The organism is Flavobacterium sp. DSR3-2 (genome assembly GCF_049896525.1).
In the GTDB taxonomy this organism is placed as follows: domain Bacteria; phylum Bacteroidota; class Bacteroidia; order Flavobacteriales; family Flavobacteriaceae; genus Flavobacterium.
Map to the genome: position 1 here is coordinate 735,581 of NZ_JAFCUM010000001.1, position 17,857 is coordinate 753,437.

Below are 17,857 nucleotides of genomic sequence, written 5' to 3' on the forward strand. Positions count from 1 at the left end.
TGCTCGGGCGATTTTTATTTTTTTAAATAAGTGCTTGCAAATCTCCGATTTGATATAAATTTTATACTTTTGAAACGACGTAAAAGTATAAAAATTTTAAGTCGATTTGTTTATTACAAAGTAATAAAAACTATTCATTTTTTAAGTCAGAAAAATACAAAATGTTTCTCGAAAATACAGTAAATCATAAAGAACAATTTGGTTGGATTGAAGTCATTTGTGGCTCCATGTTTTCGGGTAAAACTGAAGAATTAATCCGTCGTTTAAAAAGAGCGCAATTTGCCAAGCAAAAAGTCGAAATTTTCAAACCTGCAATTGATACACGCTATCATGACGATATGGTAGTTTCGCATGACGCCAATGAAATTCGTTCCACACCTGTTCCAGCCGCCGCAAATATTGCTATTTTGGCGCAAGGTTGTGATGTGGTAGGCATTGATGAAGCGCAATTTTTCGATGACGAAATTGTCAAAATTTGTAACGACTTGGCTAATCAGGGAATCCGAGTAATTGTTGCTGGATTGGATATGGATTTCAAGGGAAATCCTTTTGGTCCCATGCCCGCCTTAATGGCAACTGCCGAATATGTGACCAAAGTGCATGCCGTATGTACCCGCACCGGAAATCTCGCGAATTACAGCTTCCGTAAAACTGACAATGACAAACTCGTTATGCTAGGCGAAACAGAAGAATACGAACCGTTGAGCCGTGCCGCGTATTATCACGCGATGCGTAAAGATCAGGAGAAGTAAATCTTCTCCTCAACCCTATACAAAGGAGAGGGAGCCATGAATGGATTGAAATATAAAAGTATTCACAATAAAAAACCCTTTCAGAGTTTAGAATTCTGAAAGGGTTTATCTTTTTTAGTTGAAGATGTATTCTAATTTAAAGTCTAATTCGGGGAATAATTTGCTTTGAATGGTGTCTTCCTCAATTAGTGGATGCATTCCTATGAACTGATTTTCTTTTAAAACATATATAAAAACCGTTTTATCTGCTGGGTTTACGATCCAATATTCGAGAACTCCTGCTTCTTCATATAAATCAAATTTATACTTCATTTCTTTATTCGAATTACCGGGCGATAGAATTTCTATAACCAAATCGGGGGCACCAATAGCGCCTCGTTCGTCTATTTTCGAATCATTACAGATGACACACAAATCAGGCTGTATCACCGTATAAATTTCTTGGTCTAATGTTGACTTTTTTTTGTCTATCAATCGTACGTCAAATGGAGCCGCAAAAAGATTACAGACGTGCGGTTCAAAAAAATTAAAAAGTCGACCATGCAATTTTCCGGAAATTCTTTGATGCGCTGTACTTGGTGCGGGACTCATCTTAAATATCTTTCCTCTAATTAATTCTAGTTTGTCCTGGAATTGCCAAGTTAGGTAATCAGCATAGGAATAGGTTTTATTTAAATCTAATTGATTGATATCCGTTATCATAAAACTTCTTTTTTACAAAGTTACTAAAAAAACATACTATTTTGTCTTGTATTGAAAATCCGTCGAATTACAATTCTTCTAAAACAGAAAATGATAAACTCGTCATGTTAGGCGAATCCGAAAATACGAACCGTTGAGCCGTGCCGCATATTATCACGCGATGCGCAAAGATCAGGAGAAGTGAATCCTCTGCCCAACCCTCTCCAAAGGAGAGGGAGCCGAGAATGGATTGAAATATAAAAGTATTGAAAATAAAAAACCCTTTCAGAGTTCTAAACTCTGAAAGGGTTTGTCTTTTTATAGAAACATTGTTTTTTTTTAAATTGCTTCTAAAAAAAGCTCCATAATAAAACATATAATTTGGGTAAAAATTAATAATTCCAAATTCGTAATTATTTAAATCTTCTTCCTCATTCTCGCCACCGGAATATCGAGTTGTTCTCTGTATTTTGCAATTGTTCTTCTTGCGATGGGATAGCCTTTATCTTTCAGAATTTCAGCTAATTGATCATCTGGAAGTGGTTTTTTCTTGTCCTCTTCCTCAATCGTATTCTGAAGAATTTTTTTAATTTCCAGTGTAGAAACATCTTCACCTTGGTCATTTTTCATTGACTCTGAGAAAAATTCCTTGATCAGTTTCGTGCCATAAGGCGTTTCTACGTATTTGCTGTTGGCCACACGTGAAATGGTTGAAATATCCAGACCTACCATGTCTGCAATGTCTTTCAAAATCATTGGTTTTAACTTGGTTTCGTCGCCATCCAGAAAATATTCCTGCTGATAATGCATAATTGCATTCATAGTTACAAAGAGCGTTTCCTGACGTTGGCGTATCGCATCGATAAACCATTTAGCCGAATCCAATTTCTGTTTGATGAACTGCACCGCATCTTTTTGCTGTGCTGATTTATCTCGGGAATCCTTGTATGTTTGCATCATTTCCTGATAATCCTTTGAAACGTGCAGCGAAGGTGCATTACGTCCATTTAAGGTTAGTTCCAGTTCGCCGTCCACAATTCGGATCGCAAAATCAGGAACCACATTTTCCGTTACTTTATTGTTACCGGTAAAGGATCCGCCTGGTTTTGGATTTAGTTTTTCTATTTCGTGAATGGCTTTTTTCAGTTGCTCGTTCGAAACATTGTGTTTTTGTAATAATTTGTCGTAATGTTTTTTGGTAAACGCATCAAACTGATTTTCGATAATATCAGTGGCTAATTCTATGTATTCCGTTGGTGTTTTGTGTTTCAATTGTAACAACAAACATTCCTGCAAATCACGCGCTCCTACACCGGACGGTTCCAATTCATGAATTACCTGCAACATTTTTTCCACCATTTTTTCATCGGTGTAAATGCCTTGCGTAAACGCCATATCGTCCACCATATCAGGAACGCTGCGACGGATATAACCCATATCATCGATACTTCCTACGAGAAATTCTGCAATTTCACGCTCTTCATCGTTCAGGATAAAAGTGTTTAATTGATTGATTAAATCCTGATGAAAACTCACTGGCGCAGCAAAAGGTGTTTTGCGATCTTCATCGTCATCACTATAATTGTTGGCCTGTGTTTTATAGTCCGGAGTTTCGTCGTTGCTCAAATATTCATCAATATTGATGTCTTCGGCTTCAATTCTATCCGATTCCGAGTCATCATAATCGTCATAATCTTCATTTTCGAACTCGTCTTTCTCGAACTCATCTTCTTCTTTTCCGGCTTCCAATGCTGGATTTTCGTTCATTTCTTCCAATAAACGCTGTTCGAAAGCTTGCGTAGGCAATTGAATTAACTTCATCAACTGAATTTGTTGAGGAGATAATTTCTGTGATAATTTTAAATTTAGAAATTGCTTTAGCATATTTAAGGCACTAATTTATTTGCTTTTTTGGCACTAAGACGCAAAGGCACAAAGTTTTTACATAATTTTTATAATAACAAGGCACAAATTTTTTTATTTAATTTTTGCAGCCATAAAGGAGTTAAGTTTATCAATAATACTTTTTTGTATTAATAAATCTTCTAATGCCACTTTTTATTAATGGAACATTGAAATTGATTAAAAATCCTAAATCTTTATTTAGCAATTTCAAATGGCTTATGATTTGAGCTTCCCAAACAGGATTTACTTGTTCTACCGCTTTCACTTCTACAATAATAGAATCTTCAACTAATAAATCGAGTCGTAAACCTTCACTAAATTCAATGCCATCGTAAACAATGGGAATGTCTATTTGTCTTTTTACAGCAAGACCCGCTTTACTGATTTCGTGTGCCAAACAAACTTCATAAATTCTTTCCAATAAACCAGGTCCAAGTTCTTTATGAACTTTAAAAGCCGAATTAACAACTATTTTAGCAATGGCTTCAGTTCTTACTGTAATCATATTTTATTTTTTTTACCACTAACTTTTTTTTCTTACCGAGAGGGCACTAAGTCGCAAAGCCCTTTATCGAAAATAATTTATCACAAAAACACAGATAAAACAATAGTTTTTTTGCAATTTCTTTAAATCTTAATGTCTTCACGTAAAATCTATTTTCAGTTTTACAAAAGTTTTTAATTTTCATTCTTAACATTAAAAAACTTGGTGTCTTAGTGCCTTTGCGGCAAAACCTTTTTTTTAGTTTTATGCTTTTTTAATTTTCATTCATCACATTAAAAAACTTACTGTCTTTGCGGCAAAACCTCTTTCCAACTTTGCTAAAAAAAACTTAGTGTCTTAGCGCCTTTGCGGCAAAAAAACTTCGTAGTAAAATCTAAAATTCCGCATTCATTGGCGTTCTTGGAAAAGGAATTACGTCACGAATGTTTGTCATTCCCGTTACAAATAATACCAATCTTTCAAATCCAAGTCCAAAACCAGAGTGAACTGCTGAACCGAATCTTCGGGTATCAAGGTACCACCACAATTCTTCCTCGTCAATTCCTAAGGCTTTCATTTTTTCAACCAAAACATCAAAACGTTCTTCTCTTTGAGAACCTCCCACGATTTCTCCAATTCCGGGGAAAAGGATATCCATGGCGCGAACCGTTTTTCCATCTTCGTTCAAACGCATGTAAAATGCTTTGATATTTGCCGGGTAATCAAATAATATTACCGGACATTTAAAGTGTTTTTCCACTAAATAGCGCTCGTGCTCTGATTGTAAATCCGCTCCCCATTCGTTGATAATATAGTTGAATTTCTTCTTTTTATTAGGCGTACATTCTCTTAAAATGTCAATTGCTTCGGTGTATGAAACACGTTTGAAATTGTTTTCCAAAACAAAGTTTAATTTTTCCAAAAGCGGCATTTCGCTTCTCTCCGCAACTGGTTTCGATTTTTCTTCATCCAATAATCTTCCTTCTAAAAATTTCAAATCCTCAGGACATTTTTCCAAAGTGTATTTGATTACATGCTGAATAAAATCTTCGGCCAAATCCATGTTGTCATTCAAATCATTGAACGCCACTTCTGGCTCAATCATCCAAAATTCCGCAAGGTGACGCGAAGTATTAGAGTTTTCAGCTCTGAATGTTGGTCCAAAAGTGTAAATCTGTCCCAAAGCCATGGCAAAAGTTTCTCCTTCCAACTGTCCCGAAACCGTTAAGTTCGTTTCTTTTCCAAAGAAATCTTCCTTGTAATCTACTTTCCCGTCTTCAGTTCTTGGTGTTGCGTCAAATGGCAAAGCGGTAACTTTAAACATTTCACCGGCACCTTCAGCATCTGATCCCGTAATGATTGGAGTATTCACATATACAAAACCTTTCTCTTGAAAATAACTGTGCACCGCATACGATAATACCGACCGCACTCTCATTATGGCTCCAAACATATTGGTACGCACTCTTAAATGTGCATTTTCACGCAAGAAATCCAAGCTCGGTTTATTTTTAGGTTGTATCGGGAATTTCTCGGCATCCGAGTCTCCAAGTATTTCCAGTTTAACCACCTGAATTTCAAATTTTTGTCCAGCACCTTTACTTTCCACCAAAGTTCCCGTAACTGATATGGCTGCTCCAGTCGTAATTCGCTTCAACGTTTCATCTGGCGTATTCTCAAAATCGACAACACATTGTATATTGTCAATGGTTGAGCCATCGTTTAAAGCAATAAATTGATTGTTTCTAAAAGTTCTCACCCATCCTTTTGCATTTACTTCGTGAAGCGTTTTTGTGCTGTTTAGTAAGTCTTTAACTTTTGTATGTCTCATTTTATGTATATAATTGATATTAAATAGTGTCCCGTGACTGAACTGCAAATATAAATGATTTGTTTTTAATTGTCATTGTGAGAAATAGGGTAATCAGGAGCTTTTTCCCGCTATTCGCTATATCTTTTACTTTTTAAAGGAAAAAGTAAAAGGATGCCGCTGCTATCGGGGCTAAACGAATGGAGATATTTCGAGTTTTTCAGAACTATTTGGATGAATTTCCTGCATCTTTTTGTTACTATATTCCTTTTTGTCATTCCGACGAAGGAGGAATTTCATTCCAATCAGCTCGTTTGTGTAATTTTTCAGCTTCCTTGAAATGAAAAGTTATCGGGTAAGTTTTCAAAAACAATTTCTAGTTTCCACAATTCCGTAGCCCTGATAGCAGTGGAAATCCTTCCTGTTTTTTTCTTTAAAAAACAGGAAGATTGCAACGAATAGCGGGAAATAGCTCCAAATAATACTATTTATTCTTTTCTAAATCGTCAATTTCGGCATCACTTGGTTCAATGATGTCTATTTTGGGTTCGATAAAATCCTGTTCATTGGCAAGCGTTTTATTCAAGGTCAGAACCAAAGCCGGCAGCAACATTAAATTTGACAGCATCCCAAACAATAATGTCAGTGAAATCAATCCGCCAAGTGCAATTGTACCTCCAAAACTTGACAACATAAACACCGAAAACCCGAAGAACAACACGATAGAAGTATAGAACATGCTTAAGCCGGCATCCGTAAATGTGGCGTAAACAGATTTTCGGATTTTCCAGTTGTTTTTCTTTAATTCTTCGCGGTATTGGGACAGAAATCTCACGGTGTCATCCACCGAAAGACCAAATGCAATTCCGAAAACCAATATCGTAGACGGTTTCAGCGGAATGTCTAAAAAGCCCATAATTCCTGCTGTTAGCATTAATGGTAATAAATTTGGGATGATAGAAACCAATACCATTTTGAACGAACGGAACATAAAACCAATCAAAAGAGCGGTCAGGAAAAAGGCGAAAGCCAGCGACGAAAGTAAATTATCCAGCAGGTAACCGGTTCCTTTCTGGAAAACCAGTGCTTTTCCGGTGATGGTGACTTTGTACTGATCAGCAGGGAAAATTTTAGCTGCTTCTTTACGAATTTCAGCTTCAATTTTGGCAATATTATCGCCGTTTTCGTCGCGCATAAAAGTCGTGATTCGAGCAAATTGTCCTGTCGAATCAACATAACTTTTCATCAGATTGTCTTTTGAGTTTTTTGTGGCATTTTTGGCATACGACAAAATAAACGACTGTTCTTGCGAAGTAGGCAATTCATAATATTCCGGATTTCCGTTGTAATACGCTTGTTTGGAATATTTAATCAGGTTGACAATCGAAATGGGTTTTGACAATTCCGGTATTTCATCAATGGTTTCCTCCAGTTCTTCCATTCGCCTTAGCGTAGACAATTTCATGACTCCTTTTTTTCGTTTGGTGTCAATCATGATTTCAAGCGGCATCACTCCGTCAAATTCTTTCTCAAAGAAAATAATGTCTTCAAAAAAGGCTTCTTTTTTAGGCATGTCTTCAATCAAACTGCCTGAAATGCGCATTTCATAAATTCCTACAATACTAATTACTAATAGAATAATAGAAACAACATAAATTGAAAAGCGATTGTATTTTACGTTTCTCAGAATCCAATCCATGAAAACCTTCACATAATTACGGTCTAAATGCTTGATGTGGCGCTCTTTTGGAGCCGGAATATAACTGTGAAAAATAGGGATGACAATGATACACAAAAAGAAAAGTGCCATAATATTGATGGAAGTCACGACCCCAAATTCCAGTAACAATTGATTATTTGAAGCGACAAACGTAGCAAAACCAATTGCTGTGGTAAGGTTTGTCATCAAGGTTGCCATTCCTACTTTGGTCGTAACACGCTGTAATGCTTTGGCTTTATTGTGGTGAATTTTGTATTCCTGATGGTATTTATTGGTCAGGAAAATACAATTCGGAATTCCGATAACAATGATTAATGAAGGAACTAAAGCCGTTAAAACCGTAATTTCGTAGTTTAATAATCCTAAAAATCCAAAAGACCACATCACGCCAATAATAACAATAATCATTGATATTAGCGTTGCCCTAAAACTTCTAAAAAAGAAAAAGAAAAGCAATGAGGTGATTATTAAAGAGGCTCCAATAAAGATGCTGATCTCATCAGTAACGGTTTTTGCATTCAGCGTTCGGATGTAAGGCATTCCTGAAACACGAATATCAATTCCGGTTTCTTTTTCGAATTTTTCGACTGCGGGAACTAACTTTTCTAAGATAAAATCTTTTCGTGCCGACGTGTTTACAATTTTTTTATCCATGTAAACGGCGGAGCGAATGCTTCCCGATCTTTTGTTAAAAAGTAATCCTTCGTAAAAAGGCAAATCATTGAAAAGCTCTTTTTTAATTTTTTGAAGATATGCCGGGTCAAGAGTTTTGCTTTGGTCCACAAAAGGAACCAGTTCAAAGGTTGCCAGCGAATCATTTTTTTGTAATTTCTTTAAGTCATTTAACGAAATAACTAAATCAACCGCTTTGTCGCCTTTTAACGTATTCATCATTTTACTCCAGGAAGCAAAGGCTTTTGGGGTATATATGGCGTTGTCTTTTACCCCGATGATGACTAGATTTCCTTCTTCCCCAAATTTATTTAAAAAGGCATTGTACTCAATATTTACAATATTGTCATCCGGTAATAAATTGGCTTCGGTAAAAGCGAAGTGAATATTCTTCCATTGTAGTGCTAAAAGCGCCGTTATCGCAACAATAATGGACAACATTAAAATCCTATTTCTAAGGACAATTCGGGCTATCAATTCCCAAAATCCCAAACTAAACCACTTCACCATATTTCCTGTTTAACGGCTGTAAAGGTAGTTAAAACCGATATAAATCATTTGTTTCAGCGTAAACTTTTTATAGGTTTAAAGTCTAATTTTAGGTTCTTTTTTTTATTTGTAATTAAATAAATTTTTAAGATATAAATGATACATTTGAATTCTCATCTTCGTTATTTGGGGATGTTGGTAATGACAAAAAAAAGTTTATGAAGAATTATAAAAATACAATATTTTATTTGAGTGTTACGGGCGGTTTTATTGCATTAATGTACTGGATTATAACAAAAGGGAAAAACTTAGAAGCAACAGAAACAATAGTTTCACCAGAGAGTGGCAATGGTTCTTGGAATGATTTTTTAGCTGCTATGCAACATAATTTTCAAGATCCTTTGGCTATTCTCTTGGCTCAAATCATAACAATCATACTTGTTTCCCGAGTTTTTGGCTGGATTTTTAAGAAGATAGGACAGCCATCAGTAATTGGGGAAATTATTGCGGGAATTGTTCTTGGACCATCCTTATTGGGATTGTATTTTCCTGAATTTTCAGTAGCTTTATTTCCTGTTGAATCCTTAGGAAATTTAAAGTTTTTGAGTCAGATAGGATTAATTTTTTTTATGTTTGTTATAGGAATGGAACTTGATTTGAAAGTGCTGAAGAATAAAGCCAATGAAGCGGTAGTAATCAGTCACGCCAGTATAGTAATCCCTTTTGCACTCGGGATTGGTCTGGCTTTTTTTGTTTACAATCGGTTTGCTCCTGAGGGAGTTACGTTTTTAGCTTTTAGTTTGTTTATGGGAATTGCGTTAAGTATTACGGCTTTCCCCGTGTTAGCCAGAATCGTTCAGGAAAGAGGTATTCATAAAACTAAATTAGGTTCTATAGTGATTACATGTGCCGCTGCCGATGATATTACTGCTTGGTGTATTTTGGCGGTAGTAATTGCGATTGTAAAAGCAGGGACTTTCGTGAGTTCGTTGTACATTATTATGCTGGCAGTACTTTATGTTGTTGCGATGATTTATATTGTAAAACCATTTTTGAAACGAATTGGAGATTTATATGGTTCTAAAGACAGTATTGTAAAACCGGTTGTGGCAATCTTTTTTCTGGTATTGATTCTTTCGTCCTATGCAACGGAGGTTATTGGTATTCACGCGTTGTTTGGTGCATTTATGGCAGGTGCAATTATGCCGGATGTCCCAAAATTAAGAACAATATTCATAGAAAAAGTGGAGGATGTGTCGTTGATCCTTTTACTCCCTTTGTTTTTTGTATTCACGGGTTTAAAAACAGAAATTGGTCTACTTAATGATCCGTATTTATGGAAAGTTACTGGTTTTATTATTTTAGTGGCCGTAGTGGGCAAGTTTATAGGAAGTGCTTTGGCAGCCAAATTTGTTGGGCAGAGTTGGCGTGACAGTTTGACGATTGGCGCCTTGATGAATACCAGAGGTTTAATGGAATTGATTGTTTTGAACATCGGGTTGGAACTTAAAGTTTTGACACCCGAAGTGTTTACCATGATGGTCATCATGGCATTGGTCACTACTTTTATGACGGGGCCGGCTTTGGATTTAATCAATTATATCTTTAAAACGAAAGATGGTGTTGAAGTTATTGAACAAACAAACCATAATAAATACCGAATTTTAATTTCGTTTGGCAACAATGAAAAGGGTAAATCCTTGTTGCGACTGGCGAATAGTTTTATAAAAAAACAGAAAAACAGCTCCAGTATTACCGTGATGCATTTGTCTTTGAGTGATGAGGTGCATACTTTTAACTTGGAAGACAAAGAAAAAAATAGTTTTTATCCAATTGTTGAAGAATCCCAACTATTGAAACAGGATATTACCACTATTTTTAAAGCAACGATGGACATAGAAACCGAGATTGCTGATATAGCCAATCAGGGAGATTATGATTTGTTGTTAATAGGCTTGGGAAAATCAATATTTGAAGGTACAATTCTTGGGAAAGTAATTGGTTTTACCACACGTATCATCAATCCGGATCGTTTGATTGATAAGTTTACAGGGAAAGAAGGGTTGTTCGAAAATTCGCCTTTTGATGAAAGAACGAGACAGATTATTTCTAAAACCAAAATGCCAATCGGGATTTTGATAGACAAAGATCTGCAGCAAGTCAATCATGTTTTTATCCCTATTTTCAGTCCTGAAGATTCTTTTGTGATTGATTATATTCAAAAATTAGTGTTCAACAACAACTCAAAAATTGTTATTTTGGATGTAAATGGACATCTTACGACTAATTTTGTAATGAACAGCGCTATTGATTCTTTGGAACAAAAATATCCAAACAACATTGGTTTGATAACCGATAAAATAATTAAAGAGGAATTTTTGGCGCAGCAGGATTTAATGCTAATTAGTCTCGAAAGTTGGAAAGAACTCGTAGATTCCCGAAGTATTTGGTTGAGCGGTGTTCCTTCTGTGTTAATTTTAAAACAATAAAATGAATTGGATTTTATTAATTATCGGTGGTTTATTTGAAGTTGGTTTTGCCACTTGTTTGGGCAAAGCCAAAGAAAATACCGGAATGACAGCAACATTATGGTTGGGCGGATTTTTGGTTTGTTTGACAATAAGTATGGTCTTGCTTTATAAAGCAACACAAACACTGCCTATAGGAACGGCATACGCGGTTTGGACCGGAATTGGAGCAGTGGGAACGGTTTTAGTTGGAATTTTTGTTTTTAAAGAACCAGCTGATTTTTGGAGAATATTTTTCATCACCACTTTAATCAGTTCTATTATTGGTTTGAAATTCGTTTCGAGTCATTAAAAGAAAATTTTCAATATTTTTTTAAATAGAAAATGCGTCGTGTTCAACTAACACGACGCATTTTTAATATAATTGAAAAGGGAATTACACCTTCATGATTTCTGCTTCTTTCACCACTAAAAGTTCATCTATTTTACGAATAAATGTATTGGTTAGGTTTTGAACTTCATCTTCGGCAGTTTTGCAAATGTCTTCGGAGGTTCCTTCTTTTTCTAGTTTTTTAATATCTGTATTCGCATCTTTACGAGCATTTCTAATACCCACTTTAGCGTCTTCAGCTTCAACTTTGGCTTGTTTGGCAAGATCGCGTCTTCTTTCTTCGGTTAGTGCAGGAACACTAATGATAATTACATCACCGTTGTTCATTGGATTAAAACCAATATTAGCTACCATAATTGCTTTTTCAATTACGTGCAACATGTTTTTTTCAAAAGGTTGCAACGTAATGGTTCTGGCATCAGGAACACTAATTTTTGATACCTGCGAAAGTGGCGTTGCCGATCCGTAATAATCTACAAAAACACTTCCAAGCATGGCCGGAGAAGCTTTTCCTGCACGAATATTCAAAAATTCTTTTTCTAAATGCGCAATAGAACCCGTCATGGATTCTTTGGTACTATCTAATATAAATTCAATTTCTTCAGTCATAAATTTTAGTTTTCAGTTTTCCGTCTCAGTTTTCAGTTCTAGCCGCCTCTGCGACTCTAAACTGTGACTGAATACTATATGTTTACTACAGTTCCTATATTTTCTCCTTCGCAGATTTTCAATAAGTTTCCTACTTTATTCATATCGAAAACTACTATTGGTAATTTATTTTCCTGACTTAGCGTAAATGCTGTCGTATCCATCACATTCAATCCTTTTTTAAGGACATCGTCAAAGGAAATGAAATCGAATTTGATGGCAGATGCGTTTTTTTCCGGATCACAGTCATACACCCCATCCACACGAGTTCCTTTTAGAATCACATTGGCATTGATTTCAATACCACGTAAAACCGCTGCGGTATCGGTTGTAAAATATGGATTCCCAGTTCCGGCTCCAAAAATTACAATTCTTCCTTTTTCAAGGTGACGGTCCGCTCTTCTTTTGATATATGGTTCTGCTATGGATTCCATTTTTAACGCCGTTTGCAAACGGGTTTTCATACCTTTTTCTTCCAATGCGCCTTGTAATGCCATTCCGTTAATCACCGTTGCCAGCATTCCCATATAGTCACCTTGTACTCTGTCCATTCCTGCGCTTGCTCCTGCAACTCCTCTAAAAATATTTCCACCACCTATTACAATGGCTATTTCTACTCCTTTATCATGAATTTGCTTGATTTCATCAGCATACTCAGCGAGTCTTTTTGGGTCAATTCCATATTGCAAGTCGCCCATTAAAGCTTCGCCACTTAGTTTCAGAAGAATTCTTTTGTATTTCATGTGTGTGTTGAGTTGATTGGTGCAAATATAGACATATTATGATTTTTAAAAAAAGTGTTGCTTAAATTTTATAAATTAAGTTTTTCATACGATTTTTTTGCGGCTTCATAGCCAATGTTGAAAACGGCATTCATCTTTACTTTGCTGGTTTCAAAGGTACTGTATAAGCATAAATCCTTGGGTTCTATAACCCAATCGCAAATATTAAATTTATGCATATTTGAATTTGCTGAAAGAATATCAAAAGCCCGAGTGGTCACTGCCTTAATGGAACGCAAATCTTTGGCTTCAATTTTCTGAATCGGACTTACATAAACACCTATCACAGTTTCGCATTGTCCTTGCAAGATATCGGTTGGAAAATGATTCAATATCCCGCCATCACTATAGATATTTCCATCTATTTGGTAAGGAGACAAAATCCCGGGAAACGCTGAAGATGCTAAAATGGCATCAACGATTTTTGTATTGGGAGAAAATATTTTTAGTTTTCCCCGAATCATGTCGGTGGCTGTAATCTGAACTGGAATATTCAAATCACTTAATACGGCGTCTTTAAAGATACTGTTAAAATAACTTCGGAAGGATTCTGAATCAATTAATCCCGCTTTCTTAAACGTGAGGTGTTTCCAGTGAAAAAGGTAAATGGATTTAAAAAACTCCAAAATTTCTTCGGGTGTTTTTCCCCAAGCATATAACGCGCCAACAATCGATCCAGCACTCGTTCCTGCGATTTGAGAGGGTTTGATGTTTTCCTCTTCCAAAAATTTAATGACACCAGCATGCGCCAAACCTTTAGATCCGCCACCGGAAAGTACTAATCCTATAGATTTTGTTTTTAAATCCATTATAACTATTTGTTATAAAATTACTCTTTTTGTGGAATTGAAAGTGACAGATATCATATTTATGCTCCAATTTTATGGTAACTTTGTGAAAACAAATAATTCATTATGAAAATTCCAATAGCCAAAGCATTGTTTAATAGCCATTCATATTTAGAATACAGAAAACTTATTTCAGATTTACTATTTGAAAAAAAATCAACTGGGGACAAACAATCGGAAGATTTAACGCATTACAGTGAACTGAATGAAACGCGCATGAATCGTTTGGATAAAACGATTAAAATTACCGAACAAATCAGTCTGAAATTAAAGTCTTTACCGCGTGAATACATTTGGTTAGTAATTTCTGAAGGTTGGTGCGGTGATGCCGCGCAATTGTTGCCAATTATCAATAAAATGGCAATTGAATCGGGTAAAATTGACTTGAGAATTGTATTGCGTGATGAAAATGAAGAATTGATGAAGTTGTTTTTAACCAATAAAAAGAAAGCGATTCCTATTTTGATTCTGGTCGATAAAGAAACTGGAAGTGTGCTTGGAAATTGGGGGCCTCGACCAAAAGCCGCAGCTGATTTAGTAACAGATTACAGAAAAGAATTCGGAGTTATTGACGAAACTCTTAAAACCAATTTACAACTTTGGTATTTGCATGATAAAGGAATTTCCACTCAAAATGAATTGATCAACTTGATGTTGAATCTTTAAGTGAACAATTACTTTTATTCATAAATCTCTATATTTTAAATAGTTAGCTATATTTTTTATCATTTTATTTATTTATTATCAAATAAAAAGCGTAAATTAACCGCTTGAACCAACTCTATTGTACATTACTTTACTTTTTATTGGTGTTTAAACATTGTTTAACAATTTAAAAAAACATCATTATGAAGAAGCTATTCAATCGAATTTATGATTATTTGTCCTATTTGTTATTTGGAGGTAAGGACGTAAGTCATTATTAAAACATCTCATAAAAAAGTAGACAAAAAATCATGAATTAAAATTACTTTTAATTTTAGAAAAAACACATCGCAAATATAATTATGTATTTGTCATGTGTTTTTGCTTGTTGAATGCAATTCAGAGATTAGATTTTGTTCGAATAAAGTCAAATCCATCGCTTTATTTACGTCGTAATCTCCAATTTTTGTTCTACGCAAAGCGGTTAAATGCGAACCGGAATTCATCACCTTTCCAAAATCAAAAGCTAGGGAACGAATGTAGGTACCTTTGCTGCAGACGACCCTAAAATCGACTTCTGGAAGTGCAATTCTGGTGATTTCAAATTCGTGAATAGTTGTCTTTCTAGTGGCGATTTCAATGGTTTCTCCTGCTCTGGCATGTTCGTATAAGCGAACACCATCTTTTTTTATAGCAGAATAAATAGGGGGTTTTTGATCGATTTCGCCCAGAAATTGTTTGACGGTTTCATGAATTAAATTTTCGTCAATATGTTCCGTTGGGAAAGTTTGGTCGATTTCCGTTTCTAAATCATACGAAGGCGTTGTGGCTCCTATATAAAAAGTTCCGGTATATTCTTTGGCTTGACCCTGAAGTTCGGTAATTCTTTTAGTAAATTTTCCAGTACAAACTAACAACAATCCCGTTGCCAACGGATCTAAAGTTCCGGCGTGACCAATCTTGAATTTTTTTGGCAGATTCAGTTTGGTTATTAAAGCCCATTTCAATTTATTCACCGCCTGAAATGAAGTCCAATTCAAGGGTTTATCAATCAGTAAAATTTGTCCGTCTTGGAAATCTTCGGCTGTTTTCAAAGGAATTTATTTAAAGTATGAAAAGTAGAACAATAAAAAGATTCCTACGATTATTCGGTACCAACCCCAAGGTTTAAAACCGTATTTTTTGATAATTTCTATGAAAAATTTAATCGCTAGAATAGCAACGATAAAAGCAACTACGTTTCCTATCAAGAACAATTGTATGTTTTCGTTTGATTTTAAAATCAATTCATAGCCTTTCATTTGCGAAGACTCATAGGTTTTCAAAAATACAGAATAACAAGTAACGGCCATCATGGTAGGAACTGCCAAGAAAAAAGAAAATTCCGCTGCGGCATGACGCGTTAATCCTTGTTGCATTCCTCCAATGATTGAAGCAGCAGATCGACTTGTCCCCGGCATCATTGCTAAACATTGCCAAAAACCAATGATTACGGCTTTCTTTACCGTAATATCTTCTTCTTTGATAACAGTTGGACTTTGAAAACGACTATCGATAAAAAGTAAAATTACGCCACCCAAAATTAATACAATCGCAATGGGAATAGGGTCTCCCAGAATGGCTTCAATTTTATCATCGAATAATTTCCCTAACACCAACGCTGGAATTACGGCATAAATAAGTTTGAGATAAAAACTGATTGCAACACTTTTTGAAGAGAAATCGAAAAATTTCTTCCAATACAAAGCGACAACCGCCAGAATGGCTCCAAATTGGATAGAAACCTGAAAAAGCTTTACGAAATCATCTTCTTGAATTCCAAAATAAGAACTCATAAAAATCATGTGAGCGGTCGAGGAAACCGGAAGATATTCAGTTAATCCTTCGATAACAGCAATTAAAAATGCTTGTAATGTATTCATTTATGCTTTTTTGGGATTCTTGAGAATAGCATAAATGGTAATTCCGAAACCGATTAAAACAGTTGTTGGCGCCAATCGAATTCTTCTAAAATTGAAGATATCTTCGCTAAAGACATTAGGATCCTCGCTTCCGCCGCCTGACATTAGAATAAATCCCAAGGCAATTACTCCAATACCAATTAATAAGATTTTGTAATTTATTTTGTCAAAAAGAAATTCTGGTTGCTGTTCATTGTTTTCCATTTATGCTGAATTTAGTTCTGTATCACTACTAACTGTTATTTTTTCAATTTTTTTTACTGAACACTGCGACTGAACACTGAATACTAATAAAGATCGTCAGTTCTCAAGTTCAAGAAACGTTGTGTTGCAAAATACGTGCTTAACCATGTTATTAAAATGCCAATTCCTAAAACGGCCAATAATACCAAGCCAATCATAGCTTTGTCTTCCAAAATCCCAAGATTTGGAAAACTGGTTTCAACATAAATCAAAACTCCTATTAACGCCAGAACGGCCAAAACTGCTCCAATCATTCCCAGTTTTATGCTTCGCATCACAAATGGTTTTCTGATAAAAGCTTTTGTTGCGCCTACCATTTGCATGGTTTTAATGATAAATCGGTTGGAATGAATGGACAAACGCAATGAACTATTGATTAATAATACGGCAATAAAAGCTAAGAATACGCTTATTACTAAAATCCACATACTGACTTTTTTAATATTGTCGTTCACTAAATTCACTAATTGTTTGTCATACACAATATCCGAAATCATTGCGTTTTTGCGCAAGCCAGCTTCAATTTTTGTGATACTGTCCTTAATTACATAATCTCCTTTTAAATGAATGTCGTAGGAGTTTTGTAATGGATTTTCCCCAAGAAATTCCATGAAATCCTCACCAATAATATCGGTATGTTCTTTAGCGGCCGCTTCTTTGGTGACATAAGTGTATGATTTTACGAATGGACTTGCTTTTATTTGGGTTCCAAAAGCTTTTACAATACTGTCATTGGCTTCATTCTTGAAAAAAACCGTCATAGCGATATTTTCTTTGAAATCGTTGGCTAATTTTTTAGAATTTATTATAAAAAGTCCCAATATTCCCAATAGAAATAAAACCAAGAATACACTTAGCACTACTGAAAAATAAGAGGAAATTAACCGGCGTTTTTGAAAATTATCAAAGGAAGAACTCATAGTTTATTGAAATTATTGGGTAAAAATAATAAAGAATTTCTTTATTCGAAGTTAATAACGCTCAAAGTTTCGATTTTCGTGCATAAAATGTAAATTTGCTACCTAAAAATAGTCATCGTGAGAAAGCCTTGTGAGGCTTTGTTCCTTTGCAACTTTTATAAAGATGACTTGAGTGTGCGAAAGCATGACTCCACTAAAAAACAGTAAATAAAAGGAACGACTTGAGTGCGCGATAGCATGACTCCATTAAAAAAACAATAAAAAAGAGGAATGACTTGAGTGCGCGACAGCATGACTCCATTAAAAAAATAATAAAAAAAGGGAATGACTTGACTGCGCGACAGCATGACTCCATTAAAAAAACAATAAAAAAAGGGAATGACTTGAGTGCGCGACAGCATGACTCCATTAAAAAACAATAAAAAAGAGGAATGACTT

General features: G+C 35.3%; 16 protein-coding genes. 4 read left to right on the forward strand and 12 right to left on the reverse strand.

The window, feature by feature from the left end; translation table 11 throughout:
- Positions 1-161: 161 nt before the first annotated feature.
- Positions 162-752 (forward strand): thymidine kinase, encoded by a 591-nt coding sequence (locus ACP7AV_RS03300; RefSeq protein ID WP_426090746.1) that lies wholly within the window; start codon positions 162-164, stop codon positions 750-752.
- Between the two features lie 114 nt (positions 753-866).
- Here ACP7AV_RS03300 and ACP7AV_RS03305 read toward each other — a convergent pair whose 3' ends face one another.
- From ACP7AV_RS03305 to ACP7AV_RS03325, 5 genes are all read right to left on the reverse strand, one after another.
- The gene (locus ACP7AV_RS03305; protein WP_426062826.1) at positions 867-1,454 is read right to left on the reverse strand and encodes a Uma2 family endonuclease; all 588 of its coding nucleotides are present in this window, start codon (positions 1,452-1,454) and stop codon (positions 867-869) included.
- Between the two features lie 396 nt (positions 1,455-1,850).
- Positions 1,851-3,317, reverse strand: coding sequence for an RNA polymerase factor sigma-54 (gene rpoN, locus ACP7AV_RS03310; protein WP_426090747.1), 1,467 nt, complete (start codon positions 3,315-3,317; stop codon positions 1,851-1,853).
- 130 nt (positions 3,318-3,447) lie between these two features.
- Positions 3,448-3,843 (reverse strand): GxxExxY protein, encoded by a 396-nt coding sequence (locus ACP7AV_RS03315; RefSeq protein WP_426062828.1) that lies wholly within the window; start codon positions 3,841-3,843, stop codon positions 3,448-3,450.
- A 373-nt stretch (positions 3,844-4,216) separates the two neighbouring features.
- On the reverse strand, positions 4,217-5,653 hold the full coding sequence (gene asnS, locus ACP7AV_RS03320; RefSeq protein WP_426062829.1) for an asparagine--tRNA ligase: 1,437 nt from the start codon (positions 5,651-5,653) through the stop codon (positions 4,217-4,219).
- A gap of 463 nt (positions 5,654-6,116) precedes the next feature.
- A complete protein-coding gene (locus ACP7AV_RS03325) occupies positions 6,117-8,534 on the reverse strand; it encodes an efflux RND transporter permease subunit (protein WP_426090748.1) in 2,418 nt (805 codons plus the stop codon).
- 197 nt (positions 8,535-8,731) lie between these two features.
- Between ACP7AV_RS03325 and ACP7AV_RS03330 the strand changes: the two genes are divergently transcribed.
- Both ACP7AV_RS03330 and ACP7AV_RS03335 read left to right on the forward strand, forming a co-directional pair.
- Positions 8,732-11,002 carry a cation:proton antiporter gene (locus tag ACP7AV_RS03330; protein WP_426062832.1) on the forward strand — a complete coding sequence of 757 codons (2,271 nt, stop codon included), beginning with the start codon at positions 8,732-8,734 and terminating at the stop codon, positions 11,000-11,002.
- 1 nt (position 11,003) lies between these two features.
- Positions 11,004-11,333, forward strand: a complete 330-nt coding sequence (locus tag ACP7AV_RS03335; protein ID WP_091207029.1) for a DMT family transporter — start codon at positions 11,004-11,006, stop codon at positions 11,331-11,333.
- An 84-nt stretch (positions 11,334-11,417) separates the two neighbouring features.
- On the opposite strand, the gene frr is transcribed toward ACP7AV_RS03335, so the two are convergent.
- The 3 genes from frr to ACP7AV_RS03350 all read right to left on the reverse strand — a co-directional run bounded on the left by frr (position 11,418) and on the right by ACP7AV_RS03350 (position 13,611).
- Entirely contained in the window at positions 11,418-11,981 is a 564-nt protein-coding gene (frr, locus tag ACP7AV_RS03340) for a ribosome recycling factor (RefSeq protein WP_426090749.1), read from the reverse strand.
- 74 nt (positions 11,982-12,055) lie between these two features.
- The gene (pyrH, locus tag ACP7AV_RS03345) at positions 12,056-12,763 is read right to left on the reverse strand and encodes a UMP kinase (RefSeq protein ID WP_426062834.1); all 708 of its coding nucleotides are present in this window, start codon (positions 12,761-12,763) and stop codon (positions 12,056-12,058) included.
- Between the two features lie 68 nt (positions 12,764-12,831).
- A complete protein-coding gene (locus ACP7AV_RS03350; protein ID WP_426090750.1) occupies positions 12,832-13,611 on the reverse strand; it encodes a patatin-like phospholipase family protein in 780 nt (259 codons plus the stop codon).
- A gap of 105 nt (positions 13,612-13,716) precedes the next feature.
- Here ACP7AV_RS03350 and ACP7AV_RS03355 point away from each other — a divergent pair, with 105 nt between their 5' ends.
- Positions 13,717-14,316, forward strand: coding sequence for a thioredoxin family protein (locus ACP7AV_RS03355; protein WP_426090751.1), 600 nt, complete (start codon positions 13,717-13,719; stop codon positions 14,314-14,316).
- 350 nt (positions 14,317-14,666) lie between these two features.
- On the opposite strand, the gene truB is transcribed toward ACP7AV_RS03355, so the two are convergent.
- The 4 genes from truB to ACP7AV_RS03375 all read right to left on the reverse strand — a co-directional run bounded on the left by truB (position 14,667) and on the right by ACP7AV_RS03375 (position 17,419).
- Positions 14,667-15,389: a tRNA pseudouridine(55) synthase TruB gene (gene truB, locus ACP7AV_RS03360; RefSeq protein WP_426090752.1), complete on the reverse strand. Its 723-nt coding sequence runs from the start codon at positions 15,387-15,389 to the stop codon at positions 14,667-14,669.
- Positions 15,390-15,395: 6 nt separating this feature from the next.
- The gene (locus tag ACP7AV_RS03365; RefSeq protein ID WP_426090753.1) at positions 15,396-16,217 is read right to left on the reverse strand and encodes an undecaprenyl-diphosphate phosphatase; all 822 of its coding nucleotides are present in this window, start codon (positions 16,215-16,217) and stop codon (positions 15,396-15,398) included.
- A complete protein-coding gene (locus tag ACP7AV_RS03370; protein WP_426062839.1) occupies positions 16,218-16,460 on the reverse strand; it encodes a DUF3098 domain-containing protein in 243 nt (80 codons plus the stop codon). It lies immediately after the preceding gene.
- 83 nt (positions 16,461-16,543) lie between these two features.
- Positions 16,544-17,419, reverse strand: a complete 876-nt coding sequence (locus ACP7AV_RS03375) for a cell division protein FtsX (RefSeq protein ID WP_426090754.1) — start codon at positions 17,417-17,419, stop codon at positions 16,544-16,546.
- Between the last annotated feature and the right edge of the window lie 438 nt (positions 17,420-17,857).